The 26,323-nt window shown below is 68.9% G+C and carries 21 protein-coding genes; 3 read left to right on the top strand and 18 right to left on the bottom strand.

Features of this window, described 5'->3' with window-relative positions:
• Positions 1-84 precede the first annotated feature (84 nt).
• Entirely contained in the window at positions 85-969 is an 885-nt protein-coding gene (locus OHU89_RS48105) for a LysR family transcriptional regulator (RefSeq protein WP_405652655.1), read from the bottom strand.
• Between the two features lie 266 nt (positions 970-1,235).
• Between OHU89_RS48105 and OHU89_RS48100 the strand changes: the two genes are divergently transcribed.
• Complete coding sequence (locus OHU89_RS48100) at positions 1,236-2,339, top strand: M20 family metallopeptidase (protein WP_405654996.1); 1,104 nt, start codon at positions 1,236-1,238, stop codon at positions 2,337-2,339.
• Positions 2,340-2,487: 148 nt separating this feature from the next.
• Positions 2,488-3,186, top strand: a complete 699-nt coding sequence (locus OHU89_RS48095; protein ID WP_405652653.1) for a DUF6585 family protein — start codon at positions 2,488-2,490, stop codon at positions 3,184-3,186.
• Here the strand turns inward: OHU89_RS48095 and OHU89_RS48090 are convergent.
• Together OHU89_RS48090 and OHU89_RS48085 are read right to left on the bottom strand one after the other, a co-directional pair.
• Complete coding sequence (locus OHU89_RS48090) at positions 3,177-3,449, bottom strand: hypothetical protein (RefSeq protein ID WP_405652650.1); 273 nt, start codon at positions 3,447-3,449, stop codon at positions 3,177-3,179. The genes OHU89_RS48095 and OHU89_RS48090 overlap by 10 nt on opposite strands.
• A 163-nt stretch (positions 3,450-3,612) precedes the next feature.
• Entirely contained in the window at positions 3,613-4,020 is a 408-nt protein-coding gene (locus OHU89_RS48085) for a nuclear transport factor 2 family protein (protein ID WP_405654994.1), read from the bottom strand.
• A 45-nt stretch (positions 4,021-4,065) separates the two neighbouring features.
• Between OHU89_RS48085 and OHU89_RS48080 the strand changes: the two genes are divergently transcribed.
• Positions 4,066-4,776 carry a transposase gene (locus OHU89_RS48080; protein WP_405652648.1) on the top strand — a complete coding sequence of 237 codons (711 nt, stop codon included), beginning with the start codon at positions 4,066-4,068 and terminating at the stop codon, positions 4,774-4,776.
• A gap of 63 nt (positions 4,777-4,839) precedes the next feature.
• Here the strand turns inward: OHU89_RS48080 and OHU89_RS48075 are convergent, their stop codons facing one another.
• The 15 genes from OHU89_RS48075 to OHU89_RS48005 all read right to left on the bottom strand — a co-directional run bounded on the left by OHU89_RS48075 (position 4,840) and on the right by OHU89_RS48005 (position 26,313).
• Entirely contained in the window at positions 4,840-6,660 is a 1,821-nt protein-coding gene (locus OHU89_RS48075; RefSeq protein WP_405652645.1) for a gamma-glutamyltransferase family protein, read from the bottom strand.
• A complete protein-coding gene (proC, locus tag OHU89_RS48070; RefSeq protein ID WP_405652643.1) occupies positions 6,657-7,535 on the bottom strand; it encodes a pyrroline-5-carboxylate reductase in 879 nt (292 codons plus the stop codon). The genes OHU89_RS48075 and proC overlap by 4 nt, the downstream gene beginning before the upstream one ends.
• A complete protein-coding gene (locus OHU89_RS48065) occupies positions 7,516-8,751 on the bottom strand; it encodes an MFS transporter (RefSeq protein ID WP_405652641.1) in 1,236 nt (411 codons plus the stop codon). The genes proC and OHU89_RS48065 overlap by 20 nt, the downstream gene beginning before the upstream one ends.
• Positions 8,752-8,756: 5 nt before the next feature.
• Complete coding sequence (locus OHU89_RS48060; RefSeq protein WP_405652639.1) at positions 8,757-10,307, bottom strand: AMP-binding protein; 1,551 nt, start codon at positions 10,305-10,307, stop codon at positions 8,757-8,759.
• Positions 10,304-10,558 (bottom strand): acyl carrier protein, encoded by a 255-nt coding sequence (locus OHU89_RS48055; protein WP_405652637.1) that lies wholly within the window; start codon positions 10,556-10,558, stop codon positions 10,304-10,306. Before OHU89_RS48055 ends, OHU89_RS48060 begins: the two co-directional genes overlap by 4 nt.
• A 17-nt stretch (positions 10,559-10,575) precedes the next feature.
• A complete protein-coding gene (locus OHU89_RS48050; RefSeq protein WP_405652634.1) occupies positions 10,576-10,788 on the bottom strand; it encodes an MbtH family protein in 213 nt (70 codons plus the stop codon).
• A gap of 99 nt (positions 10,789-10,887) precedes the next feature.
• Positions 10,888-12,099 carry a hypothetical protein gene (locus tag OHU89_RS48045; protein ID WP_405652632.1) on the bottom strand — a complete coding sequence of 404 codons (1,212 nt, stop codon included), beginning with the start codon at positions 12,097-12,099 and terminating at the stop codon, positions 10,888-10,890.
• Entirely contained in the window at positions 12,096-13,100 is a 1,005-nt protein-coding gene (locus OHU89_RS48040) for a hypothetical protein (protein WP_405652630.1), read from the bottom strand. The genes OHU89_RS48045 and OHU89_RS48040 overlap by 4 nt, the downstream gene beginning before the upstream one ends.
• A complete protein-coding gene (locus tag OHU89_RS48035; protein ID WP_405652628.1) occupies positions 13,097-14,014 on the bottom strand; it encodes a fatty acid desaturase family protein in 918 nt (305 codons plus the stop codon). Before OHU89_RS48035 ends, OHU89_RS48040 begins: the two co-directional genes overlap by 4 nt.
• Before the next feature lie 75 nt (positions 14,015-14,089).
• Positions 14,090-15,394: a peptide ligase PGM1-related protein gene (locus tag OHU89_RS48030; protein WP_405652626.1), complete on the bottom strand. Its 1,305-nt coding sequence runs from the start codon at positions 15,392-15,394 to the stop codon at positions 14,090-14,092.
• Positions 15,391-16,326, bottom strand: a complete 936-nt coding sequence (locus OHU89_RS48025; protein ID WP_405652624.1) for a hypothetical protein — start codon at positions 16,324-16,326, stop codon at positions 15,391-15,393. Before OHU89_RS48025 ends, OHU89_RS48030 begins: the two co-directional genes overlap by 4 nt.
• Positions 16,323-16,793, bottom strand: coding sequence for a VOC family protein (locus OHU89_RS48020; protein ID WP_405652622.1), 471 nt, complete (start codon positions 16,791-16,793; stop codon positions 16,323-16,325). Before OHU89_RS48020 ends, OHU89_RS48025 begins: the two co-directional genes overlap by 4 nt.
• The gene (locus tag OHU89_RS48015) at positions 16,793-25,432 is read right to left on the bottom strand and encodes an amino acid adenylation domain-containing protein (protein ID WP_405652620.1); all 8,640 of its coding nucleotides are present in this window, start codon (positions 25,430-25,432) and stop codon (positions 16,793-16,795) included. Before OHU89_RS48015 ends, OHU89_RS48020 begins: the two co-directional genes overlap by 1 nt.
• A 39-nt stretch (positions 25,433-25,471) precedes the next feature.
• Positions 25,472-25,858, bottom strand: a complete 387-nt coding sequence (locus tag OHU89_RS48010; RefSeq protein WP_405652618.1) for a Rid family hydrolase — start codon at positions 25,856-25,858, stop codon at positions 25,472-25,474.
• A gap of 23 nt (positions 25,859-25,881) precedes the next feature.
• A complete protein-coding gene (locus tag OHU89_RS48005) occupies positions 25,882-26,313 on the bottom strand; it encodes a GFA family protein (protein WP_405652616.1) in 432 nt (143 codons plus the stop codon).
• Between the last annotated feature and the right edge of the window lie 10 nt (positions 26,314-26,323).

Genomic DNA, 26,323 nt, shown 5'->3' with positions numbered 1-26,323 from the left:
AGGTGCCTTGGACACTGGCCAGCACACTCGATGCCTTGTACCCACACTCACCTTGCATACCGGCTGCTCGCTCCGGAGAACGGCTCAGTCAACGGCGTCACGCAGCAGATCCCGCAGTTTCAGTGCCGCCGGTAGCGGGTCGGCAGGCAGCGCCACATGTACGGTCCGGCGCAGGGCTGGGTCGGTGAGGCTGCACAGGACGAGTTCGTCGGGGACTGCCCAGGCGGCCAGCGAGGGGACCAGCGCCACCCCCAGCCCGGCGGCCACGTAGCCGAACTTCCCGGACCACTCCGCGATCCGGATGATCCTTCTGGGGGTGAAGGCCGCCCTGGCGAAGGCGTCGGCGAGCATCGTGGGACGGTCACCGTACGCGTTCTGGAGCCAGGCTTCATCACGCAGTTCACGCAGGTCGATCGTCCCGGCTCCGGCCAGGCGGTGCCCCCGTGGGAGAGCGACGAACAACTCGTCCTCGCACAACGCGGTCGTCGTGACACCGTCGGCCGACGGCAGACCGGACGGGTAGTCGCTGACGATGGCGAGGTCCAGCACCCCGTCCGCGAGGCGCGCCATCAGCGTGTCGGTCGGGCCCTCGACCGCGACGACCTCGACATCCGGCCTGGCGTCCTGGAGTGTCCGCAGGGCGGTGGGCACCAGCGAGATGTTGGCGGTGGCGAACGCGCCGATGTGCAGCAGCCCGCCGTGGCCGGCGTGCAGCACGGCCAGTTCCCGCTCCGCCCGCGACAGCCGGTCGAGCACCTCCATGGCGTGCCGATGCAGGGAACGGCCTGCGGGATTCAGCCGTACGCCCCGAGGGAGCCGTTCCAACAGCGGCCCACCCGCCTGCTGTTCCAGCGCGGCGATCCGCCGGGACACCGCGGACTGCGTGTAGTTGAGCCGGGCCGCCGCTTTCGTGAACGATCCGGTCTCGGCCACGGTCACGAGCAGCCGCAGCGCGTCGATGTCGAACACGTTCCTCCGTCCTTCGAGGTCCTCTCCTGCGGCCCTCACCATCGTGCGCCAATGCATTCCTCAGATGCATGGATCCTATGCAATCCACTCGCTGGTGGAATGCCATGCCTCGGCCTAACGTCGTTCAGGCGGCGGTGCTTTGAGGGGGACAAGCGCCGCCGCTCTCCAATGGCCCGCGAAATCCGAGGGAGAAGTGTGTGGGTGCGAAAGGGAGTTGGGATGGGGCGGGACCGATGACCCGCGGGGCCTCGCTCGGGTTGCCGGCGATGCTGGCCGATCTGGAGGACCTCGTACTCTGCGAGTCCTTCTCGGCGGACCACGCGGCAGTGGCGCGCAGCGCCGAGGCGGTCGGCGCCCTGGGGGCCAGGCTGTTGGGGGCCGGGCCGGAGGTGATCGTGATCGATGGTGTGACCCATCTGCGGTGGAGCTTCGGCACTCCGCGGGTCCTGCTGGTGGGACACCACGACACGGTGTGGTCCATGGGCTCGCTTCAGAAGCACCCCTGGTCGGTGGCCGACGGGATCGCCCGCGGCCCCGGGGTCCTGGACATGAAGGCGGGCCTGGTGCAGATGTTCCACGCGCTGGCCTCCCTGCCCTCCCCGGAGGGGGTGTGCGTTGTGGTCAACGGGGACGAGGAAGTCGGCTCCGCGACCTCCCGGCAGCTGATCGAGGAATCCGTGCGGGGGTGCGCGGCCGCCTTGGTGCTGGAGGCGTCCGCGGACGAGGAAGGCGCGCTCAAGACCGCCCGCAAGGGCACTTCGCGGTACGAGGTCGTCGTGCACGGCCGCGCCGCACACGCGGGCTTGGAACCGCACAAGGGGGTCAACGCCGCTATCGAGGCCGCTCACCAGGTCCTGGCCGTCGCCGACCTCGCAGGCTCAATGGGCGACACCGGAGCCCCCTGCCCCGCCCTGGGTGCGCCGACCATCACGCCCACCCTGCTGACGGCCGGCACCACGCTCAACACAGTGCCCGGGCTGGCGAAGGTGTCGGTGGATGTGCGCGTGCCGACCCTGGCGGCGCAGGACCGGATAGACAAGTTCATGCGAGGGCTCGTCGCCCGGCTGCCCGGAGCCCGACTGGAGGTACTGGGCGGCAGGAGAAGGCCGCCGATGGAACCGGAGTCCTCCGCCGAACTGTTCGCTCTCGCCTCCCGAATCGCCGTGGAATTGGGCCAGGAACCGCTGCGGGGGATCGCCGTCGGCGGCGCCTCGGACGGCAACTACACCGCGGCGGCGGGCTGTCCGACGCTGGACGGCCTGGGCGCCGTGGGCGGTGGCGCGCACGCGGACACCGAGTACGTCGAGATCGCCCAGATGGTCCCCCGCACTCGTCTGCTCGCTCGACTCATTGACCACGTGACCAGCTGAAGCGGCCTTGCAGAGTGTCGCTCCGAAACGAAACCGAGGCCCCTGTATGAGCGTGCCGGGTTCCCCGTCCCCTGAAGTCGCCCAACTGGCTTCCCGTAGAGGCTTCGGCCGACTCGAGCACACCTTCCTGCCGAGGAAGGAGGTCAACGTGCAGGAGAAGTACCGGGGACTGTTCTTCGCCGCTTCCCTGACCGGCATCGCCGGCCTGGCGACCGGAGGCATCCTGTTGTGGGTCTACATAAGCTGGTGGGTGGGGTGGTACCCCCTGTTCTTCTCCGCGCTGAGCATAGGTGCCCTGCTCAACAGCCCCAACTTCCGGAAGAGACTCGGCAGTCAGCGCCTGCACCTCTTCGAGAGGGGTCTGCTCGTGGACAGGGGCGCCGGGCAGTTGTTCGCGGTTCGATGGGACCAGGCGGTCCATTACCAGGAAACCGTCCAGGAAGTGATCATCTACAAGGGCACGAAGACCCCTTTCAACACCACGCACACCTCCACCCTGGTGGCGCCCAACGGCACCAGAGCGGAGATCTCGTCCCGCTTCGCCGACTTCGGGACCTGGCTGCCCCTGATCTCCGAGGCCGTCGCCCGCGCCCAGGCTCAGAAGGTGTGGGAGGCGGTCCGTGAGGGTCACAGAGTGAGCCACGGCCCGTTCAGCGTGGACGCCACCGGTATCTCCACCGAACGCGAAGGGGTCCTGCCCTGGTCGGCCGTGGCGTCGATCGATGTCGGCGGGGGCTTCGTGGCCGTCCGGCAGCACGGACAGCCCAAGGCCTGGGCACTCGCCAAGGTCGAGACCGTGCCGAACCTCCTCGTCTTCCTGACCGTCACCTCGAACCTCTACGGGTGACGTGCACGCTCACGCAGGAACGGCTGGGCGAAGACCGTCGTCACGTCCTGGTCGAAGTCGACGTAGAGCAGCCGCGGCAGCTCAAGACGTGACTCGTAGACGGCATGTTCGCGCATCGTGGAGGACCAGTACGTGCCCGAGTAGTGCTTCTGGCCGTGCCGCCGGCGGAACGTACGCCGCGGCACCGAAGGCTCGAAGACATCGATGCCCGTCGTCGGCCAGGGCCGGTCCTCGTCGATCTGTCCGTCACGCCCCCTCGACACCGCAGCCTGACCAACCGCGAACTTACACAGCCACAGCGCATCATCGGTCCGCTCGTGGCCAAGCGCGGACGACCGAAGCGTTGTGAAGATGATCTCGGCTGGGCAGACCCGGAGCCCCGAACGGGGCCGGTTCAGAAGAAGGACGGCGCCAGAGGAGAATGACTCAGGAGGCGGACGGCTCGATCTCCCCCGCGAAGACGATGACCTGGTCGATGAGGCTCCGCCGCAGATGGACGACGTCCGTTCCCGCCAGGCGGGGGCCTCCATCCGGCGTCGTGAAGACCCACTGGTACCGGGCCCACTCGTCCGGCATGTCCACCGCCGAACAGCGCACCATCGTGCCGGTCCCCGCGGGGTGGCGCCGGATGTCCAGCACGAACCGCTCGACCGCCTCGATCCCCTCACTGCGGCCCAACGGTCCCCAGAAGACCACGTCCGAGGTCAGGGCCTGGGAGAGCAGCGCAGTCACATAGCTGTCGTCCGAGGCGTTGAAGGCGGAGATGAACGTGTCGATCGCGGATTGCGCGGTCTCTAGGTCACCGCGGCCGGGACGAAGAATTGGATCGGTTATCGCGGTCACCAGAGCGAGAGCGGGCCGAACGTCATTGTGCAGGTGATGACCACGCCCGCTCCCGAGCAGGACATCGATGTGCTCGAGGACATCCATCAGCGTCTGGTCCGACAGCAGTTCACGGATCTGGAACACTTCGTCGACGCCGGATATGTCACGCCTGAGTCCATCGACCAGGCTGCCCGCGTCCACGGAATCGCCTTGACCGAGCCGGTCCGCGCCGACCCCCGGGCCCAGGACCATCCCGGCTTCACGAAGGCCGACTTCATCCCCGACTGGCAGGCCCGCACCCTGACCTGTCCCCGCGGTATCACCAGCCACCCGTGGAAGACCACCCTCGGCGACCAGCATGAGCGGCTATCTGTGCTGTTTCCCCAACCTGCCTGCCGGACCTGCGAAGACCGGCTCGCCTGCACCGGAAATACCGACGGCCGCACTCGCCACATCACCCTCCTGCCCCAGCGTCTGCAGGAGATCCAGACCCGGGTCCGGCACGAGCTGCACACCGAGCAGTGGCAGCGCCGCTACGCGCTACGCGCCGGATGCGAGGCCACCGAATCCGAAACAGGCCACGCGCACGGTCTCCGCCACTGCCGCTACCGAGGGACTGCGAAGACTCACGTCCAGCATGTCCTCACCGCTGCCGGAGCCAACGTCATCAGGCTCAGCCGATGCGGCTCGCCCGGCAGCGAACCGCCGACCCGAGCCAGGCCAGTCAGCAGATTCCGGCAACTCTGCCGAGACTTGAGCGTCTAGAGATCACCAACAGCATCCCGAATGTGAGACAGGGCCTGATTCCCGATAGACCCGGCCCCGGGGTCAGCGGACCATCGCCTGGGCCTGACTGCCCCTTGTTCCCGCTGCGGCTCTGAGCATGCCCTGGGTGTCCGGGGCTGCGACGATGCAGACCTTCGCGCCGAGCGACATCGGGGGGACCGTGACGGCGTTGTGGCCACGGGACTTGAGGGCGGCAATCAGTTCGGCGTCCGGGGCGGACTCGACCACCACCGTGTTGCGGCGGCGGGCGCGGGGGGTGAACGACGCCGGGACGTGGTCGGTGTGGAAATGCGGGATGTCCGTGGCCTGCTGGAGGCCCATGCCAAAGTCGGCCACCGCCAGGAACGACTCCAGGGTCCACTGGTCCTGCCGGTCGCCGCCGGGGGTGCCGTACGCCAGGTACGGTTTGCCGTCCCGTAGCGCCACCGACGGGCTGAGGGTGGTACGGGGCCGCCTACCCGGAGCAAGTGAATTCGGGTGTCCGGGTACGAGCCACATGGTCTGGCCCCGGGTGCCCAGCGGGAAGCCGAGGCCGGGGACGACGGGTGAGCTCTTGAGCCAGCCACCGCTGGGTATGGCGGCGACAAGGTTGCCCTCCCGGTCGGCGACGACCACGGTGCAGGTGTCGCCCGGTTTCAGGGAGGCGCGCAGAGCGGCCGCGGGCACGATTGTGGGCAGGCCGTTCTGCAACTGGAGGAACCAGTCGGAGAGCTCCATGTCCGGAAGGGTGTTGGGCGTCACGTCGGGGACGAAGCCGTGCCGGCCGGGCAGGTCCGTGTGCGCCGGGTCCGGGGTCGCCGCAGGGCCGATCAGCGCGCGGCGGGCGGCGACGGTACCGGGGTCGAGCAGGGCCTCGATGGTCTCGCGGCCGTCAGGCTGGTCACCATACCAAGCCTCCCGGTCGGCGAAGGCGAGTTTCGCGACTTCCGTCAGCGTGTGGATGTACGGGGCGCCGCCGAACTCGTACGCGGTCAGGTCGATGCCCGCCAGCAGGGCCAGCTGCTGGAGGAAGACCGGTCCCTGTGACCAGGGGCCGCTCTTGTGGACCTCGAATTCCCGGTACGCGACGGACAGGCTCTCCTCGACCGGGGCCGTCCATGCTGCCAGGTCCTGCCCGGTGAGCAGGCCGCTGTGGTGGCGCCCGGTGGAGTCGAGGAACGACCGCGTGGCGAATCCGTCGATGGCCTCCGCCACGAAGCCCTGGTAGAAGGCCCGGTGCGCTGCCTCGATCTGGCTTTCCTGGCTGCTTCCCGCTGCCTCGGCCGCCTCGACCAGGCACCGCATGGTCGAGGCGAGCTCCGGGTAACGCATCCGGTCCCCGGTCGCGGGAGCGTTGCCGGCGGCGTCGAGGTACATCGCGCCGGAGCTCTCCCACTCGGTCGCGAACAGCGGCTGCATCGAGCCGATTGCGCGGGCCGCGTCGGCCACCAGCGGGTGTCCTCGTTCCGCGTATCCGATGGCGTCAGTCATGACGTCGCGGAGCGATTTCGTGCCGAATTCCGCGAGCATGCGCAGCCAGGCGCCGAAGGCACCGGGAACGGTGGCGGGGAGCAGCCCGGAGCCCGGTATCTGGCGCAGTCCGAGGTCCTGGAAGTGCGCGAGGGTGGCCGCGGCCGGCATCGGGCCCTGGCCGCTGATCACCGACGTACGGCCCGAGCGGGCATGGTGGGCGACGATGCACGCGTCGCCGCCCAGGCCGTTCGAGTGCGGCTCCACCACGGCCAGGACGAAACCGGCGGCCACGGCCGCGTCGAAGGCGTTGCCTCCGTCGTTCAGGGTGGCCATGCCGGCTGCCGTCGCCAGCCAGTGGGAGGAGGACACCGCGCCGTGGGTGCCAAGGAGATCGGGGGGACCTGCTGTCATCGGTGGGTGCTCCCTACGTCTTCTCGTCCGGAATCAGCTGGCCGACCGCCGAGTTCGCGGGCCCGCTCGAAGCAGGTGCGGACCGAGGCGACGACGGCTGGGCGGACACCGTGCCGGTCGAACTCCATGAGGCCGGCAATGGCAGCGCCGCCGGGGGACGATACCCGTTCCCGCAGGACGACGGGGTGCTCGCCGGTCTGTGCCAGGAGCGTGCTGGAGCCCACGAACGTCTGCACCGCGAGGTGCGTGGCGGTGGCCCGGCTCAGCCCGAGCGACACGGCGCCCTCGATCATGGCGTCGGTGAAGGCGAACAGCAGCGCCGGGGCGCCCCCGCAGACGATCGCCGCGGCGTCGTGCAGCGACTCGGCGCAGACCAGCACCTCACCGGCCGCGGCCATCAGGTCCTGGACCCGGGCGAGCTGTTCCTCCGAGCAGGCGCTGCCGGCGCTCATCACCGACATGCTCGCGCCGACCAGCGCGCCGATGTTCGGCATGACCCGGACCACGGCGGTGCCCGCCGGGAGGTGGCTCGCCACCGCCTCGGTGGTCCAGCCGACGACGACGGACACCACGACCGCGTCCGGCCGCAGGTGCGGCGCGATCTCCTCCAGGACCGCGGGGTACTGGGCGGGTTTCACGGCCACCAGCACCAGGTCCGCGGACCGCACGGCTTCCGGGTTCGAGGAGATCGCCCGGATTCCGTGCCGCTCCGCGAGCCCGGCGAGGCGCTCCGGCGTCCGCGCGGTCACCGTGACGAGGCCGCGCGGCCAGCCAGCTGCCAGCGTGGCCGAGGTGATGGCCTCCCCCATCGTGCCGGCGCCGAGCACCGCGAGTGCCCCGCGCTGCGGGATGCTGTCAGTCCGATTCTGAGCCATGTGCCGATACCTCCCGAACCCGGCGGAATGCCAGAGGCAATAGACTGGCGACGACAAAGGTCACGGTGCAGGCGATGACCAGGCGCCGGAAACCGATGCCGTCGATGAGAATTCCCGCGATCGCCGTGCCGATCGGCAGGGTCGCGAGCGAAACGACATAGTCCCAGGAGGCGACTCTCCCGATTTCCTCGCCGGGAATGTTGTTCTGCAGGGTCGACTCGTAGAGGACCGAGTGGATTCCGGCGCCGAGAAGTCCGGCTGCGACGAGTACGAGGACGACCGGAAACGGCGTGTCGCCCAGAAAGGCCAGCACGCACAGCGGGATGGTGAGCGAGCCGAACCATGCGATGATCATGGGCCGTTCGGCGGTCAGTTTCTTCGATATCTGTACACCGAGGAATGTGCCGACGCCCTGGGCCCCAACAATCCAGCCGAGGCCGAACGAGCCGTGCTCCTCGAGTCCGCCGACCTGCATGAGGGTGATGGCGACACCGAAGGCCAGACTGTGGATCATGGTGCAGATCATGCAGATGAGCAGCCACCGGCGGCGCGCGACCAGTTTCGCGCCGTCGGCGAAGTCACGCAGGAAAGCGCCGCTCTTGCCGGACGGGGACGTCTCCGCGCGCATCAGCCGGATCGACACCGCCGAGATCACGAAGGTGGCGGCGTTGATGCCGAAGACGACCGCCGGTTCACTGACCGCGGCCAGCCCGCCGCCGAGCACCGGGCCGACGAAGGTCGCCGCCGTCTTGACGCTTGCCACCGACGAGTTGAAGGACAGCCGGGTGTCGGCCGTGGTCACCCGCACCTTCAGCACGGACAGGGCCGGCAGGAAGACCCCGCCGACACCGCCGTGCAGGAACAGCAGCACGAGGGCGATGTCGATGCGCCCGGGGCTGAGGAAGCACCACAGAACGCCCAGTGTCAACAGGGTGCGGGCGATATCGGAGCCGATCATCAGTGACTGCGGCCGCATGCGGTCGGCCAGCACGCCACCGAACAGGGTCGCGATCAGCCGGCCGGCTCCGAACGCGCTGGTTGCCAGTCCGACTTCGGTCGCGCTTCCGTCGTTGAGCAGAATGGCCGCCGCGACGGCGACGGGCTGCATCGCGTCGCCGAGCCACGACAGCAACTGGCCCCGCAACAGCAGTTTCTGATTGCGTTTGTCCTCGGCCTGATCCCGTTCAGCCGTGTCAAGCGCACGCTCATTTCCCACGATTCTTATTGCTCCTGACTGACGCCGGGGAGAGCTTCACGGCGGAGGTTTGCCAGCTGGGTCAGCTTTTCGTAGTCGACCTTTCCGCGACCGTTGAGCGGAAATACGGGCGTGGCGACGATTCTCCGGGGCACCATGTGCTTGGGCAGAGCCGCCATGGCCTGACGCGTCAGCCGGGATTCGTCGACCTGTCCAGTGACGAAGGCGACCAGTTCCTTGTCGAGCCCGGCTTCGACGGTCACCGCCGCCGCGTCGTCGACACCGTCGCACGCCCGCAGTGCCACCTCGACGTCAACGAGGTCGACCCGATATCCAGTGATCTTGACCTGCCGGTCGACGCGCTGCCGGTAGACCAGTCCCGACGCCGTACGACGCACACAGTCACCAGTGCGGTAGTAGAGACCGGCCCCGGCCGCGCGCTGGGTCCGAGCGTCCGCCGGGGCACCGTCGCTCCCCAGGAAACACCCCACGTTGTCGTCGGCGTCGAGGTACGACATCAGCCGCTGTGGTCCGCGTACGCACAGCTCACCCTCAGTCCGGCCAGCCACCTCCCGCTCGTCGAGAAGAACTGCCTCCAGCCCGGGGTTGACGGAGCCGATCGGCACCGTGTCGTACTCCCCGCGCGGCCACTCCTCCGGGGAGGACGGCAACTCGTAGTAACAGCAGGTGACCGTGAGCTCGGTGGGGCCGTAGGCGTTGGCGATACGGGACTGGGGCGCCGCGGTGCGCCAGGCGTCGGCCACGTTCCATGTCAGGGGTTCGCCGCAGAACATGCTGTGCCGCAGCGTGGGCATCGAGCCGGCGGCCAGCATGCGTGTCTTCACCGCGAGGGTGACCACCGAGGGCACCGAGTACCAGTGCGTCAGCTTCCGCCCGTTCACGTACGCCACGGGCATCCGGCGCTCGGCCGCGCCGGGCACCACCACGGTCGCGCCGCTCACCAGCGTCGTCACCGTGTCGAAGACCGACGGGTCGAACGTCATCGCGAACTGGTGCGACGCCCGGTCGCCGACCGTGATCCCCGACTGCTCCGCCGACACCCTGCAGTACGCGTCGACCGCGGCATGGCTGATGACCACCCCCTTCGGCGCGCCCGTCGACCCGGAGGTGAACAGGATGTACGCGGGGTCGTCACCCGTGGGCCCGGGACGCCGCCGCCCCGGCCGGCCCTCCGCAGCGAGCTCGCGGGCCGACACCACCCGCACTCCGGGCGGCGCGGTGGCGGGCCGGTCGGCCGGTGTGTCGCCGACCAGCATCGTCGTGATGCCGGCAAGCCGGCAGACCTCCCGGAGATGCCCCGCCCCACTCGACGGGGCCAGCGGAACCACCGGACGGCCGGAGGCCAGCACCGACCAGTACGCGAGGATCGACGTGACGGACGGGGTCATGCACAGGGCGACCGGGCTGCTCCCGCCGCCTAGGGCCGCGGCCAGGTTGGCGACGCTCTCCTCCATGGCCCGGTAGGAGACGGCACCCTGTGGGTCCTCGAGTGCGGGGTGCTCGGGCCATCTCCCCGACGACTCCTTCAGACGATCGACGATCGTCGTGCCGGTCATCCGAGGCCCTGCTCGCACTCACGGATCACGTCGGCCAGATTTCCCGACGCGAAGAGGGTCTCGATGGGAAAGACGACCGGATAGGCCGACTCGACCACCGTCAATAGTTCGACGGCGGACTGCGAGTCACCGCCCAGGTCGAAGAAATTGTCGACTACGGAGACATCGTCGGGCGGATCCGGAAGAACTTTCCGGACGGCACCAAGGATATATTTCGCTATTTCACTCAAGATCTGCCCCTGCACATTCATGCACGAAGTGGCGACGGCTAGTCTGCTGCGGCTTCCCGCAGGCTCCTCGGACGCATGTCCGTCCAATTCCTTTCGATGTACTCCAGGCATTCCGACCGGGTGGACTCACCGAACGCGACCCGCCAGTCGGCGGGCACCTCGGCGAACACCGGCCACAGCGAGTGCTGGTCCTCATCGTTGACTACAACAAGGAAGCGTCCGTCCGTGTCGTCAAAGGGGTTCGGACTCACCGTCACCATCCTCAATTGCTGGGAAATCGGACTTCCGGTCCGGAAGTCGCCGTGGAGGCAGAAGACTCGTACACCCCGGAAACCGGGCGGGGCACCCCATCAGGCATGGCCCGTCAGCTCGGCGGACACCGCGTCCAGGAAACCCTCCATGGCCTGCGGGCCGATCGCCGACAGGTCGTAGTAGCAGCGCAGTTCGCTCCGGTCGTCGAAGACGTCCAGGTGCACGGAGAGCGGCGCGTGCCCGACGCTGGCCACGGTGCTGGCTCTCGGTTCCAGGCCATGCGGACCGAGGCGGAGCCCGCGGCCGTCGGTGACCGCGACGAAGGGCATCGCCCGCAGTGGCAGTGCCAGGGCGCCGCGCTCCTTCAGCATCGCCTCCACCGTTCGCGCCGGCATGAACTCCATCCGCATCGTCCGCAGGACGCTCTCCCCCAGCGTCGCCGCGCTCTGCGCCCAATCGCCCCCGACGTCGCAGACGACGGGGAGCGTGTTGGCCGTGGTCGTCACGGCGTTGGGGTCCGGCGAGAACATCCTGCCCCGGAACGGCGAGCGAACGGCGATCCGGCCCGCGTCCTCGGGGGACAGACTCCGGGCCACCGAGTTGAGGACGAGCACGAACAGCGAGACGTGCCGGTGCCTCGCGATGACGCCGAGCTGCTCCCGGTCCAGCCCCGGCAGCGGGCGGACCACCGAACGGGCCTCTCCGGGCGAATTCGGCGGAGTGAAGAAGGGACGTACCTGCTCGGCGCCCAGCTCTTGCTCCCAGTACTTGAACATGTCGTCACTCGACGCCTCCGCCCGGGCGCGCTGCCATGCCGCGATGGACCACGGCGCCGTGCTCTCCTCGGGTGCGCCGAGATCCTCGCCGCGGAGGAGGCGGTCGTAGGCGTCCAGCAGTTCGTCCAGCACCCGCTCCAGCGCCGTGCCGTCCAGGAACAGGAAGTCGAGACAGAACGTGAGGTCGGTCCCGCTCCGGGTGGGGACGACCTCGATCCGCAGGGCACGTCCGACGCCGTCGCCGAACTCGGCGGGACCGATGACGACACCGCCGTTCCCCAGCGGTTCGGCCCGGGCCAGTGCCGGATGCGGATCAGCCGCCTGCCGCCAGCCCTCCGGGCCGTGGTGGTGCGCCGACCGCAGCGCGGTATGTCCGGCGACCACACGGTCGTACGCGGCGCACAGGAGGTCGATCTCGACGGGACCGCTCGTGGAGTAGAAGGCCCTCCCGGTACGTGAGGCGCCTGTCCCCGACGCGGGGTCGGACAGGTAACTCTCCTGCCAAAGGGTGACCGGTCCGGACTCCTCGCTCATGCCTGCCTCCCGATGAACTGCCAGCGTGGTTCGAGCACGCAGCCGCGTGCGACCTTCGGCATCAGATGTCCCTGCCCGAATCCGACGAACCGCGCTCCCGTGGCGCACGCCAGATCCAGGCTGCTCAGATAGGTCTGGTGGTAGAGCGTGCGGCGGTTCGGGTGCTGACCGAGACCGACGGTGTGCACGTTCAGATAGTCCCCAAGCCGCGTCGTGAAGATATGGGAGACGGGCACGCCGTCCTGGCTCACGCGGATAGCCCGGTGCTCCCCCGGTCGCTTCCGGAACTCGGCGAGACGCCACGCGGACACCCGTGGGTGCTCCGGGCTCCCGTTGCCCGCGCGTACGTGCGCCACACCCGCCGCGGCCGCCTCCGCGACGTCCGGGGAGAGATCGAGGACGCTGTACTCCAGCCCGAGATCCCGCCGGTCGCGAAGATCCCGGTTCCAGTTCTGGCGGACCTTCCGGTCCCGTAGTCCCGCGACGAAGGCGGACGTCGTCGTGCCAGTGGGCAGTCCGAGCATCGCGCAGGGCTCGGTCGGCTGCCCCACCGCCACGCCGGAGAAGCCGGCGGCGAAGGCGCCCCCGTCCCGGGGCCGGACGAAGATCGCGACCGGCGTGGTGCCGTCATACCGGCAGCGCTCGACCGCCCGGGTGACGAGGCCCCGTACGACATCGGCGCGTGATGCCGCGGGGGCCGCCCACACGGCGCACTGCCACTGCGCCTGGCCGCCCCCGATGAGGGTGACCGGTCCGGTGAGACCGCCCATGCCCAGCTCGTCCCGGGACGCCTGGCTGAGCACCTCGATCCGGTCGAAACGGACGACGGCCAGCCCACCGAGGGTCCGCGAACCGTCACGGAGGACCAGTTCCTCGAACGTCCCCCGCGCGTCGATGGCGGCGACGGCAGCCTCGTCCTCGACAAGGTGGCGGCCCACGTCCCACGCTCCCAGGTCCGCCGGCGGCGTACCGGGTGCGGCGGTGTCGATTGAGTCGATCACGTGAGCCCGCCCCGCACTCCCACAGGTCCCGAGCAGGTGGGGTCGGGGTCGGCCGCACCGGCCGACGCGGCCTTCAGACCGTGGACATCGTTCATGGCGTGGTCGCCGCGGGCCAGCGACTTGACCAGCCGGGTGTGGAAGGCGAGATAGGACGCTTCCTGGACGGGGTGCGGGCCGACCTCGCGGTGTAGTTCGTGCAGGTTGACCGATGCGACCGCGGGATACCGGTGGTGCTCGGCGTGGTAGTTCCCGTTCCACTGGAAGAACCTCAGCAGCAACGGGGCGAGCACTGTCCGGGTGTTCCGGTCGACCTCGGGAACCCCCCACAGGCCGTAGTGCTCGGGCAGGCTGAGCCAGCTGATCCACATGTAGCCACACGCCAGCGGCAGCCAGTAGCCCACCAGCAGCGAGAACGGGAACAGCACGGTCAGCACCAGCACGACGCCCAGCCACGACATCAGCACGGCATTGTCCTGCCGGGCGGCACGCCGGTTCGCATCGCTGGTGACACTCGCCGGAAACGATCCGGTGAGCGTCCGCTTCATCCGGCGGACCACGCTCGGCCAGAAGGCCACCGCGGACAGCCCGTGGACGTATTCCCGCAGATTCCGGAACACCGTCTCCGGCTCGGTGTCACCCTCGACGCCCGTACGCCGGTGATGCACCAGGTGCTGCTGCCGGTAGATGCTGAAGTTGAGGAAAATCGGCGTCGCCCAGGCCGCACCCGCCAGCCGGTTTCCTCGTACGGACCGCACATGGGCCCGGTGCGCGCAGTCGTGCGCGGCGTTGATGAAGCCCGACAGGATGAAGCCGGTGACCGGCACCAGGGCGAGCAGCCACCAGGAGAAGGCCGTCGCCACGGCCGTGACCCAGCCGGCCAGCAGGACCACCACGGCGGCCGTCCGCAGGCTCACCCGGAGCGTTCCTGGAGTCGAGAGCTGCCGCAGCCGATGGATTTTTATCGAGCGGTCGGACGGATTGTTCATGGCTCAGCCTTTCTGCCCGATCGCTGTGCGGAGTTCCCGTTCGAGTCTTTTCGTGGCGTCCGGGTCGGCGGCAAGGAGAAGGCATTCCACGGTCCTTTGCCGGCTCGGGTCGTAACCCACGACGACGACGCCCTCCTTCCTGTCGGGACTGAATCCGATTCCACTGTCCGCCAGCGTCTCCAGCAGCAGGGCGAAATCCCGGGGCGGCACATCCCTCAGGCTCATCAGGTGGTGCCGGGAGGCGAATCCGTCGCCGAGAAGCGCCCGGCCGATCAGATGGAGGGAGAGCCCGCCGCCCAGCCTGGCGTTGACCTCGTTGAAGAACATCCGGCCGTCCGGGGTCACGATCCCGTCCACATTGATGTAGCCGCGGTACCCGATGCGGGCGCACAGCTCGACGAGCCTGGAGCAGTGCAGGGTGGCCTCCACGAGCTCGTTGCCGGGCAGCCGTGCCGGCAGATGCAGCCCGACCCATTCCATCGCCGGAGGCTCACCCTGGCGCCGCCGGTCGGCCGTGCCGCTGTCGACGAAGGTGAACCGGCCGTCGTCGTGGATCAGGAATTCCTGATAGAAACTGACCTCGTGATCGTGGTATTCCTCGACGACCAGAGCCGTGTTGACGGAATCGGTCAGTTCCTCCCACAGCGCCTTGGCCTGGAGGTGGAGTTCTCCCGCCGCGCGGTACGTCACAAATGTGCCCGCCACGCAGTCCACGGCCTTCGTCGTCACCGCCGCATTGCCTCGGCCGCCGCGGTCGTTGTCCCGTTTGACGATGACCGTTCCGGTGGCCGGGAGCGAGTCGCGCAGGGCACAGGCCAGTGCGTCCGCGTCATGGACGATCGATCCCTCCGGGACCGGCATACCGGCGCCGACGGCGAGCTGCCGGAAATGCGATTTCCGGTTGAGCAGATCGGATCCGTACTCGCTGCCGAATCGGAGCATGGTGCCGAGGGGAATTCCCAGGGCGCGGGCGAGCCGGCTGACTCCCTCGGTCAGCATGCAGGGCTCAAGAGCGCACTCCTCCGGCCGGTCGCCGGGGGCCAGTTCGTTCCTGATGGCCTGCGCCAGCTCCGGCGATGCCAGCTCTTCTTCGGTCAGTAGCGTGTCGTGGACCATCAGCGAGACGGTGTTCTCGTCCAGGCCGAGAATCTCGCAGACGTAGCCGAGGAATTCCTTCTCGATGGCACAGGACGTGACGACGATGTCGTTGTCGCGCAGCATCCACAGCTGCCGGTACACGGCCCGGGGAAACGGCACGTCGAGATTGACGAGCAGGATACGTCGTCCCTGCGCTCGGGTGTGTGTCACAGCGCCCCTCCCATGACGGGCCGGGTCCGGGACAGCGCCCATGTCGTGGTCTCCAGGACCAGTTCCGAGATGGTTCCGTCCTGCTCCGGCATGTCCTTGTCCCTCCGGCCGGCGGGAATCGCCGCGTCGTACGGGCCCGGTTCGTCGAGATCGTTCGTGTCGACGTCGATCAGAATCGCCTTGGCCCGCCGCGCCATCTGACTGATCATGTCTGCCCGCGGCAGTGGTGTCCGTACGGTGAGGAACGCGCAGTCGAACACCGATCCCCATTGCCTCGGGTGCTGCCGCATGCTCCAGGAGTTCCTCGCCTCCGCGAGGAGGGAGGCGCCGCCGGGGACGAGTTTCCGGGCCACCTGGATATGCGTTTTCTGCATCTGGACAATGGCGTGCCGCAGGCGCGTGGTCCCGGTCCGGAATTCCGCATGGCGTCCGGTGAGCAGCATGCGGACCGGGGCGTAGTCCGGGGCCCAGGTGCCGCTGAAGGCCGGGTGCAGTCGGCGCAGGCTGGGCCGGATGACGGAGGCGTAGACGTCGACCGGCAGTCGGCTCGTGTACTCAAGCATGGCGGCGTACGCCCGGACCAGCAGCGTCAGTTGCTCCGCCGCCATGTCCCGGTCGATGTGGCCGTCGCGGCGGCCCTCCAGTACGTCGCTCATGAGCCGCCAGAGAATGAATGACATCTGGTGGCCGGTGATCCAGCGGAACCAGTACAGCGTTTCCGGTTCCGGGTCCGCCGTCCGGGCGTCCAGCGGCCGGTAGCGGAGGAGTTCCTCCCACATGTCGGTGACCTCGGCGGTTTCGGCCGGGCCGATGGCCCAGGAGTCCCCGGGCCAGGGAAGGGCCAGGGGTTCGATTCCGTAGCACTCGTCGCCGTAGTCCCATCCCTCCGGTGAGGGACAGCTCAGTGACCAGCGGATCAAGGCACCGTTCATGCTGCCCCCTTCGGGAAGCAGGAGAACTCGAATTCGAGTCCGTTGACATCGCGGAAGTAGAAGCTCTCCATGCCGTCGTCGTCCACGACGATGTCGGTGGGCTCCTCGCCGGAGGCGAACCGGAACTCTCCGACGTCACGCAGCGCGAACCACTTCTGGCGCCATGCCACCATCTCCTCGTGCGAATCGAGGACAAGGCATATGTGCTGGAACTGCATGGCCTCCGCCGCCTCGGACACAGGGGTCGCGGCCGGCCGCTCGAAGAGATGTAACCTCATATTCTGCAGTTCCACCTCGGTGAGCCGGGTGATTCCCGGAAGGCGTTCCCGGGTTAGTTCTGAGAACCTGTCGAGCGTCCAGTTACTGGTCGCGTTGAAGAAGCTGCGGTACCAGTTCAGGGAATTGTCCAGGTCATGTGTCTGGACTGCCACATGGTGGACGGCCGGGCGTTCAATGGTGGTCGGCATCAGTCGTGGACCTCCGGGCTCGTGGCGGCCAGCCGGGAATTGACTGCAAGCCCGATGAGCGAGATCGGCTCGAGACGGGTCATATAACCGTGCGGCACGCCCGTTTCAGTCAGATGAAGTGAGCCCGTTATATAGGGCTTCCATATCTGGAGTTTCTGCACATTGTCTCCGTCGATCGAACCGAAGAACAGGGCGTCACCGCGGAAGACGTCCGGTTTTGAATCGGCAAACAGTTTCTTGAGGCCGCGATAAACCTCGGCCACGTTCTTGCCCCCGCTTCCCAGCCAGGCCGCTGTCTGATCGGCGTCCGCTGCGGTCCGGCCGAGGGATTCCATGATTTCCGCGAAAATGTCGTCTGGAGTGTCACCGGCGTCCTCGGCGGAATCCTCGTCCCCGGGCAGACTGTCCATGAGGACGAGCAGCTCCACCTCGTGCCCCCGGTCCTGCAACGTGGTGGCCAGCCGGTGGGCGATGACGCCGCCCAGTGACCAGCCGAGCAGGCGGTACGGTCCGTCCGGCGCGACGGAACGGATACGCGCCAGATATGCCTCGATCAGCTCGTCGGCCGTGCCGGGCATCACCGTCGGGTCGGTCAGTCCCGGCGCCTGCAGCGCGTAGACCGGGCAGTCCTGCGCCACGGTGCGCAGGAGCCCGGAGTACACCCAGCCCACACCGGCGGCGGGGTGCACGCAGAAGAGCGGGGGCGCGCTGCCCGCACGCATGCGCAGCAGCGGGGTGTACGGGTCGTTCGACCGTTCCGCCGCGAGCTCACGGGCCAGCCCGGCCGGGGTGGGGTGGTCGAAGAGGTCCTTGATGGTGAGTTCGACGCCCATCAGCGTGCTGATCCGGGCCGCCAGCCGGAAGACGAGGAGGGAGTGCCCGCCGAGTACGAAGAAGCTGTCGTCGGGGCCGACCCGGTCAAGGCCCAGCACTTCGGCGTACAGATCGCACAGCAGCGCCTCGTCCCGGGACGCCGGCTCACGGGCCTCCCCGGTCGCGCCCGCGCCGAAGTCCGGCACGGGCAGGGCCGCCCGGTCCAGCTTGCCGTGGGCGGTCAGCGGCAGGACGTCCAGCACCTCGACCCGCGCCGGCACCATGTGCGCGGGCAGCAGGCGCCCCACACGTTCCCGCACCGTCACCGGATGCAGCCGCACACCGGGCGTGGGCACGACATATCCCACCAGCCGGTCGTCCCCGGCGCCGACCCGGTGCACCAGGGCCGCCGCGGCCGACACGCCCGGCACGTCCAGCAGCGCCGCCTCGATCTCGCCCGGCTCGATCCGGAAGCCCCGCACCTTCACCTGGGCATCGGCCCGCCCGACAAAGACCAGTTCCCCGTCCCTCCGGCGCTTGACCAAGTCCCCGGTCCGGTACATCCGCTCGCCGGGTGCGAACGGACACGCCACGAAGCGCTCGGCCGTCAGCCCCGGCCGCCCCCCGTAGCCCCGCGCCAGCTGCGCACCGGCCACATACAGCTCACCCGTCACACCGGGAGCCACCGGCCGCAGCCACTGGTCCAGTACGTGGCACGCAGTTCCCGGATACGGCCGCCCGATGGGCACCGGACCGTCCTCAGTCCCGTCGGCGGGTAGCCGGTACTCCGCGCAGTTGACGACGATTTCCGTCGGACCGTAGGCGTTGACCACAGTCACCCCGGGATTCCGTCGCCGCCATTCCCGCACAGCCGCGCCCTCGAGCGCCTCGCCGCCGGTGATCAGGCACAGCGAGGGACTGGCGGCGCCGTGCGACTGCAGGATCGGCAGATGGCTGGGGGTGCACTTCAGCAGTGTGGAATCCGGCAGGCCGGCGGCTTCGTCTGTCAGGGACGCCATCACCACCCGGCCGCCGGTGGTCAGCTGGGCGTAGAGCGTGGTGATGCTGGCGTCGAAGGACGCGGAGAGGTGGAAGGTGCTGGTCCCCGGAGTTCCGGGATAGGCGGTGCGGGCGCGGCCCACATACGCCGCGAACGCCGCGTGCTCGACCACCACACCCTTCGGCCGCCCCGTCGATCCCGACGTATAGATCACATACGCCGCATTCCGCCCCGCCAAGGCCCCCAGCCGATCCCCGTCACCGAGATCCGACCCCTCACCCACACCCACACCCACACCGGGCGAACGCACCACCACCGACGCACCGCAATCACCCAGCACAAAATCTACCCGCGCCGCCGGATAACCCGGATCCACCGGCACGTACACCCCACCCGCCTTCAGCACCCCCAGCAAAGCCACCACCAGATCCACCGACGGCCCCAACACCACCGCCACCCGGACCTCCGGCCCCACACCCCGCCCCACCAGCTCACGCGCGAAACGATTCGCCCGCGCATTCAACTCCGCATACGACAACCACTCCGCACCACACGACACCGCCACCGCGTCGGGCACCCGCACCGCCTGCGCCTCGAACCACTCATGCACAAACCCACCCACGACATCCCCCTCCGGGGCCGACGCGGCGGTGGTCTCGTACTCGCCCGGGGCCAGGAGGGATATCTCGGACAACCGCCGCGAGGGTTCGCCGGAAAGCAGGCCGAGCAGGGACACGAAGCGCTGTGCGATGTCCTCGACAGTCGAGTCGTCGAACAGGTCGAGGGCGTACTCGATGGTTCCGGTGGCACCACCGGAGACAGAACCCGGCCTGTGTTCGTCGAGGGTGACGGTGAGGTCGAATTTCGACACAGTGACCGGCACGGGGAATTCTGTGACTCCTACCCCGTCGAGCTGCAGCGGTTCCGCGTCGGTGCTGTTCATCGACAGCAGCACCTGGAAGAGAGAATTCCGGGAGAGGGTGCGGTGGGGGTTAAGGCGTTCCACGACCTGTTCGAAGGGCACGTCCTGGTGTGACCAGGCCGCCACGTCCCAGGTCCGGACGCGTTCCACGACGTCCGTGAACGATGGATCGCCGGACAGGTCGGTGCGGGTCACCACGGTGTTGACGAAGAACCCCACCAGATCGTCCAGGGCCTCGTCCGAACGGCCCGCGACCGGCGTCCCGATCGGAATGTCCGCGCCGCCGCCCAACTTGCCCAGCAGCACCGCCAGCACGGCCTGATACACCATGAAAGGCGTCGCCCCAAGCCGCCGCCCCAGCTCCACCAGCCCTCCATGCACACCCTCATCCACCGCAAAACCGACCGACCCGCCCCGGAACGAGGAAACCGCCGGCCGCGCCCGGTCAAAAGGCAGCGCCAGCTCCTCCGGCAAACCCGCCAGCGCCTCCTGCCAGAACTCCAGCTGCCGCTCCACGACATCGCCCGAGCCGAAGAACTCCCGCTGCCACAAGGCGAAGTCCGCGTACTGCACCGGCAGCTCCTCCCACGCCGGCACACCACCCCCGCAACGAGCCCGGTAAGCCGCCCCCAGATCCCGCACCAACGGACCCATCGACCACCCGTCACACGCCACGTGATGCACCACCATCACCAGCACCCACTCGCCGGCGCCCACCTCCAACAACCACACCCGCACCGGCACATCCACCAACAGATCGAACGGGGCAGCGCACAACTCCCCAACCCGCGCCTCAAGCCCACCCGCCCCGACCCGCTCCACCCCCACCAGCGAACCGACCTCATCCACACCCCGAACCACCTGCCGCGGAACCCCGTCCACCTCCACCAGCACCGTCCGCAGCACCTCATGCCGCCCCACCACATCCCCCACCGCACCCACCAGCGCGGCCACATCCACATCCCCCACCAACCGCGACACCAACGGCACGTTGTACGCCGCAGACCCACCCTCCAACCCCGCCAAGAACCACAACCGCGACTGCGCAAACGACAACGGCACCCACCCCGGCCGCTCCCGCCGCACCAACCCACCACCCGCCACCACACCACGCCCCCCCACCACCACCGCCAAACCAGCAGGGGTACGCGCCCGGTAAATGTCCTGGACCGTGATGTCCGCACCGGTGCGCTGCCGGATCCGGGCGGCGGTCTGCATCGCGTTGAGCGAATGCCCGCCGATGGTGAAGAAATCGTCGTCGACAGTGCAGTCGGGGGCGTCGAGAACTTCCCGGAACACCGCCAGAACGGCCGCCTCGTGCCCGGTGCCCGGTGCGCGGCCCGCGGGAACCGCGGGTGCCGGCAATGCCGCGCGGTCGAGCTTTCCGTTCGGCGTGAGAGGCAATTCGTCGAGCGTGACGAAAACGTCGGGAATCATGTACGCCGGCAGCAGGTCGGCAAGATGCGCGCGTACCGCGCTCTCGTCGGGCGCCGTGCCCCGCGGAACGAGGTACGCGACCAGTGCGGAGTGCCCGCCGGGATGCTCGTGGACGAGGCACGCACCGTCGGCGATCCCTTCGTGGGCCAGCAGCGCGGCCTCGATCTCCCCCGGCTCGATCCGGAAGCCCCGCACCTTCACCTGGGCATCGGCCCGCCCGACAAAGACCAGTTCCCCGTCCCTCCGGTGTTTCACCAAGTCCCCGGTCCGGTACATCCGCTCCCCAGGGGCGAACGGACACGCCACGAAACGCTCCGCCGTCAGCCCCGGCCGCCCCCCGTAGCCCCGCGCCAGCTGCACGCCCCCCACATACAACTCACCCACGACACCGGGAGCCACCGGCCGCAGCCACTCGTCCAGCACATGGGCCGTGACCCCGGGGATCGGCCGGCCGACGGGCGTCTCCGCCGTCCACTCCTCCGGCCGCGCGGGCAGGGTGTACGCGGTGGCCATGTGAGTCTCGGTCGGCCCGTAGTAGTTCTCGACGACGACACCACCCTCGCGGCCGGCGAGCCACCTCAGATCGGCGGAGAGCGCCATCCGCTCACCGGCCTGCGCCACCCGGCGCAGCTGCGGCAGCTCGTCGCCCGCCTGGGCGGCGGAGCGTGCGATCGCGTTCAGGACCAGGCTGGTGACGACGGCGTACGACACCTGGCGCCGCGACATCCAGGCGACGAGGGCGTCCGGGTCCTTGCGCAGTGCGTCGTCGGGCACGAACAGTGTGCCGCCACCACAGGTGACCAACAGAAGCTCCATGACGGACACGTCGAAACCGGTGGCGGCGAACTGCATCACCCGCTCCGGGCTCTCCTCCGCCAGCCACCACCGGACGAGGTTGGCCAGCGCCCTGTGTTCCATCTGTACGGCCTTGGGCCGACCGGTGGATCCCGAGGTGAACAGGGCGTAGCAGAGGTTCTCGGGCCGCAGCGGGCGGACCCGCTCGGCGTCCGTGACGTTCTCCGCGCCGTGGTGGCCGAGCGTGTCCTGACCGGGCAGCCGGTCGAGGACGAGGGGCAGCTGCGCGTCGGCGCACATCGCCGCCCGCCGCTGCGGCGGATTCTGCGGGTCCAGCGGCAGGAACGCCGCGCCGGCCTTGAGCACGGCCCAGACCCCGACGACGTAGTCGATCCCGCGCGGCAGCTGGAGCGCGACGACGTCCTCGGTCCCGACGCCCTGGGCGAGGAGATGCCGGGCGAGCCGGTTGGCGGCGGCGTTGAGCCCGGCGAAGGTGATCCGTGTCCCGCCCTCCTCGACCGCCACGGCCGTCGGTGTCGCGGCCACCTGGGCCTCGAGAAGCTTGGGAAGGGTTGCGGGCGCCGGCCGCGGCAGCTCCCGCGGCGGCAGTACGAGGGCCTGCTCGGCCTCGGTGAGCAGCCGGACCTGCGAGAGCCTGACGGCGGGGTCGTGCGCGACCAGGGTGAGCAGGGTCTCCAGGCGACGGGCGATCCGTTCGGCGGTCTCCCTGTCGAAGACGTCCCCGTTGTATTCGATCTCGCCCGAGATCTCGGCCGGCGCGCCAGCCGGTGTCTGCTGGGGGTCGAAATTGACATAGAGGTCGAAGCGGGACACTCCCTGGGGGGCGATTTCGCTGGTGGTGGATTCGATGCCCGGCAGTTCGATCAGCACCTGGAGCGATTGCACGGTCATCGACACCTGGAAGAGAGGATTCCGGGAGAGGGTGCGGTGGGGGTTAAGGCGTTCCACGACCTGTTCGAAGGGCACGTCCTGGTGTGACCAGGCCGCCACGTCCCAGGTCCGGACGCGTTCCACGACGTCCGTGAACGATGGATCGCCGGACAGGTCGGTGCGGGTCACCACGGTGTTGACGAAGAACCCCACCAGATCGTCCAGGGCCTCGTCCGAACGGCCCGCGACCGGCGTCCCGATCGGAATGTCCGCGCCGCCGCCCAACTTGCCCAGCAGCACCGCCAGCACGGCCTGATACACCATGAAAGGCGTCGCCCCAAGCCGCCGCCCCAGCTCCACCAGCCCTCCATGCACACCCTCATCCACCGCAAAACCGACCGACCCGCCCCGGAACGAGGAAACCGCCGGCCGCGCCCGGTCAAAAGGCAGCGCCAGCTCCTCCGGCAAACCCGCCAGCGCCTCCTGCCAGAACTCCAGCTGCCGCTCCACGACATCGCCCGAGCCGAAGAACTCCCGCTGCCACAAGGCGAAGTCCGCGTACTGCACCGGCAGCTCCTCCCACGCCGGCACACCACCCCCGCAACGAGCCCGGTAAGCCGCCCCCAGATCCCGCACCAACGGACCCATCGACCACCCGTCACACGCCACGTGATGCACCACCATCACCAGCACCCACTCGCCGGCGCCCACCTCCAACAACCACACCCGCACCGGCACATCCACCAACAGATCGAACGGGGCAGCGCACAACTCCCCAACCCGCGCCTCAAGCCCACCCGCCCCGACCCGCTCCACCCCCACCAGCGAACCGACCTCATCCACACCCCGAACCACCTGCCGCGGAACCCCGTCCACCTCCACCAGCACCGTCCGCAGCACCTCATGCCGCCCCACCACATCCCCCACCGCACCCACCAGCGCGGCCACATCCACATCCCCCACCAACCGCGACACCAACGGCACGTTGTACGCCGCAGACCCACCCTCCAACCCCGCCAAGAACCACAACCGCGACTGCGCAAACGACAACGGCACCCACCCCGGCCGCTCCCGCCGCACCAACCCACCACCCGCCACCACACCACGCCCCCCCACCACCACCGCCAAACCAGCAGGGGTGGGGTGGTCGAAGAGGTCCTTGATCGTGAGCGCGACACCCTTGAGCGACTTGATCCGGGCCGCGAGCCGCAGAGCCAGGAGGGAGTGCCCGCCGAGGTCGAAGAAGCTGTCGTCGGGGCCGACCCGGTCAAGGCCCAGCACATCGGCGTACAGATCGCACAGCAGCGCCTCGTCCCGGGACGCCGGCTCACGGGCCTCCCCGGTCGCGCCCACGCCGAAGTCCGGCACGGGCAGGGCGGCCCGGTCCAGCTTGCCGTGGGCGGTCAGCGGCAGGACGTCCAGCACCTCGACCCGCGCCGGCACCATGTGCGCGGCCAGGAAGCCCCCCACGCGTTCCCGCACCGCCGCCCCGTCCAGCCGTACACCGGGCGCGAGCACGACATATCCCACCAGCCGGTCGTCCCCGGCGCCGACCCGGTGCACCATCGCCGCCGTGCCTGCTACCCCGGGCACGTCCAGCAGCGCGGCCTCGATCTCCCCCAGTTCGATCCGGAAGCCCCGCACCTTCACCTGGGCATCGGCCCGCCCGACAAAGACCAGTTCCCCGTCCCTCCGGTGTTTCACCAAGTCCCCGGTCCGGTACATCCGCTCCCCAGGGGCGAACGGACACGCCACGAAACGCTCCGCCGTCAGCCCCGGCCGCCCCCCGTAGCCCCGCGCCAGCTGCACGCCCCCCACATACAACTCACCCACGACACCGGGAGCCACCGGCCGCAGCCACTCGTCCAGCACGAAGTACGTGACCCCCGGGTAGGGCGCCCCGATCGGCACCGGGCCGTCCGCGATGTCGCCCGCGGGCAGCAGGTACTCCGAGCAGGTGATGACGGCCTCCGTCGGCCCGTAGCCATTGACGACCGGCACGTTCGGATACCGTCCCCGCCAGTCCCGCAGCGCCGCGCCCTCGAGGGGCTCACCGGCCAGCAGCAGGAGCTCGGTCGGCGCGACGGGGTCGCCGAGGTGCTTCAGCAGGGCGAGATGGCTCGGCGTGCCGGTGACCACGGCCGGCCGTTCCCCGGCCGCCGAGGCGAGATCACCGAGGCGTACGTGTCCGCCCGAGACGAGGGGCCCGTACATGCCAGGTGCCGAGAAGTCGAAGGCCAGGGAGAGGTGCGCGAGGCTGTCTGCGTCTAGGCCGGGATAGGCGGTGCGGGCGCGGCCCACATACGCCGCGAACGCCGCGTGCTCGACCACCACACCCTTCGGCCGCCCCGTCGATCCCGACGTATAGATCACATACGCCGCATTCCGCCCCGCCAAGGCCCCCAGCCGATCCCCGTCACCGAGATCAGACCCCTCACCCACACCCACACCCACACCGGGCGAACGCACCACCACCGACGCACCGCAATCACCCAGCACAAAATCTACCCGCGCCGCCGGATAACCCGGATCCACCGGCACGTACACCCCACCCGCCTTCAGCACCCCCAGCAAAGCCACCACCAGATCCACCGACGGCCCCAACACCACCGCCACCCGGACCTCCGGCCCCACACCCCGCCCCACCAGCTCACGCGCGAAACGATTCGCCCGCGCATTCAACTCCGCATACGACAACCACTCCGCACCACACGACACCGCCACCGCGTCGGGCACCCGCACCGCCTGCGCCTCGAACCACTCATGCACAAACCCACCCACGACATCCCCCTCCGGCACGGTCACGGTCCATTCACTGAGTCACGGAAGGTATGCGTCGACTTCGACCTCGACCAGCAATTCGGGCAGCACCAATTTGCGGACCTCGACGATCGACGTCGCCGGCCGGGCGTCCCCGAGGAATTTCTTGTGCACGGCGCCCACGGCCTGCCACGCCTCGATGTCCGTGACAAAGAACCGCGTCCGCACGACATCGGCCCAGGTGGCCCCGAGCTGCTCCATCGCCTCGCCCGCCCGGCGCATGGCCTCCGCGGTCTGTACGGCCATGTCCTGCGTGTCCGCGCCGGTCAGGCCAGCCGCCGTACATCCGGAGACACAGACAAGCGGCCCGAGCCGCACCGCGCGCGAGTAGCCGAACTCTCGCTCGAACATGCTCCCCGAGTTGACCGTCCTCATGCGACTCCCCATGTCACCACTCCCTCTGGTCCGGACTATTCGGTGAGCTTGTGCTGGCCGGCGGAAATGCTCTGTTCCCAGTTCTTGCCGTCGAACTCCGCGTACTCGATACTGTCCGCGAAGTCGAGCGATTCCAGGCACCGGGCGTTCACGCTGAAGAATCCCTCGGGGTGCGAACGCGGACGGTAGAAAGGCATGATTCCGCACACCACACAGAACGTGTGATCCGCGATCTTCGTACCGAACCGGTACGGTTTCAGAAACTCCTGCCCGCGATGCAGGACAAAGAATTCCTCGGGCATCATCAGTTCCTGATGTCCGGATTTGTAGCAGATCCCGCAGTTGCACATCGAGATCGTGAGATTCTGAGTCAGGGCAATCGAGAACGACACGTTCTCGCAGTGGCAGCTCCCGTCGACCCACTGACGCCCGGGGAGGTCGGGAAGCGCTACGTGAGAGGTGGTCACGGTCGGCAGT

Origin of the sequence: Streptomyces sp. NBC_00019 (assembly GCF_045041015.1) — a bacterium.
GTDB lineage: Bacteria > Actinomycetota > Actinomycetes > Streptomycetales > Streptomycetaceae > Streptomyces.
This window is presented reverse-complemented; position numbering and strand designations above follow the sequence as displayed.

Coding starts and splice junctions, on each gene's coding strand:
- proC (WP_405652643.1), bottom strand. CDS start 7,535: ATGGCTCAGAATCGGACTGACAGCATCCCGCAGCGCGGGGCACTCGCG.
- OHU89_RS48075 (WP_405652645.1), bottom strand. CDS start 6,660: ATGACAGCAGGTCCCCCCGATCTCCTTGGCACCCACGGCGCGGTGTCC.
- OHU89_RS48020 (WP_405652622.1), bottom strand. CDS start 16,793: ATGCCGACCACCATTGAACGCCCGGCCGTCCACCATGTGGCAGTCCAG.
- OHU89_RS48045 (WP_405652632.1), bottom strand. CDS start 12,099: ATGAGCGAGGAGTCCGGACCGGTCACCCTTTGGCAGGAGAGTTACCTG.
- OHU89_RS48060 (WP_405652639.1), bottom strand. CDS start 10,307: ATGACCGGCACGACGATCGTCGATCGTCTGAAGGAGTCGTCGGGGAGA.
- OHU89_RS48100 (WP_405654996.1), top strand. CDS start 1,236: ATGCTGGCCGATCTGGAGGACCTCGTACTCTGCGAGTCCTTCTCGGCG.
- OHU89_RS48080 (WP_405652648.1), top strand. CDS start 4,066: ATGACCACGCCCGCTCCCGAGCAGGACATCGATGTGCTCGAGGACATC.
- OHU89_RS48010 (WP_405652618.1), bottom strand. CDS start 25,858: ATGGGGAGTCGCATGAGGACGGTCAACTCGGGGAGCATGTTCGAGCGA.
- OHU89_RS48055 (WP_405652637.1), bottom strand. CDS start 10,558: ATGAATGTGCAGGGGCAGATCTTGAGTGAAATAGCGAAATATATCCTT.
- OHU89_RS48025 (WP_405652624.1), bottom strand. CDS start 16,326: ATGAACGGTGCCTTGATCCGCTGGTCACTGAGCTGTCCCTCACCGGAG.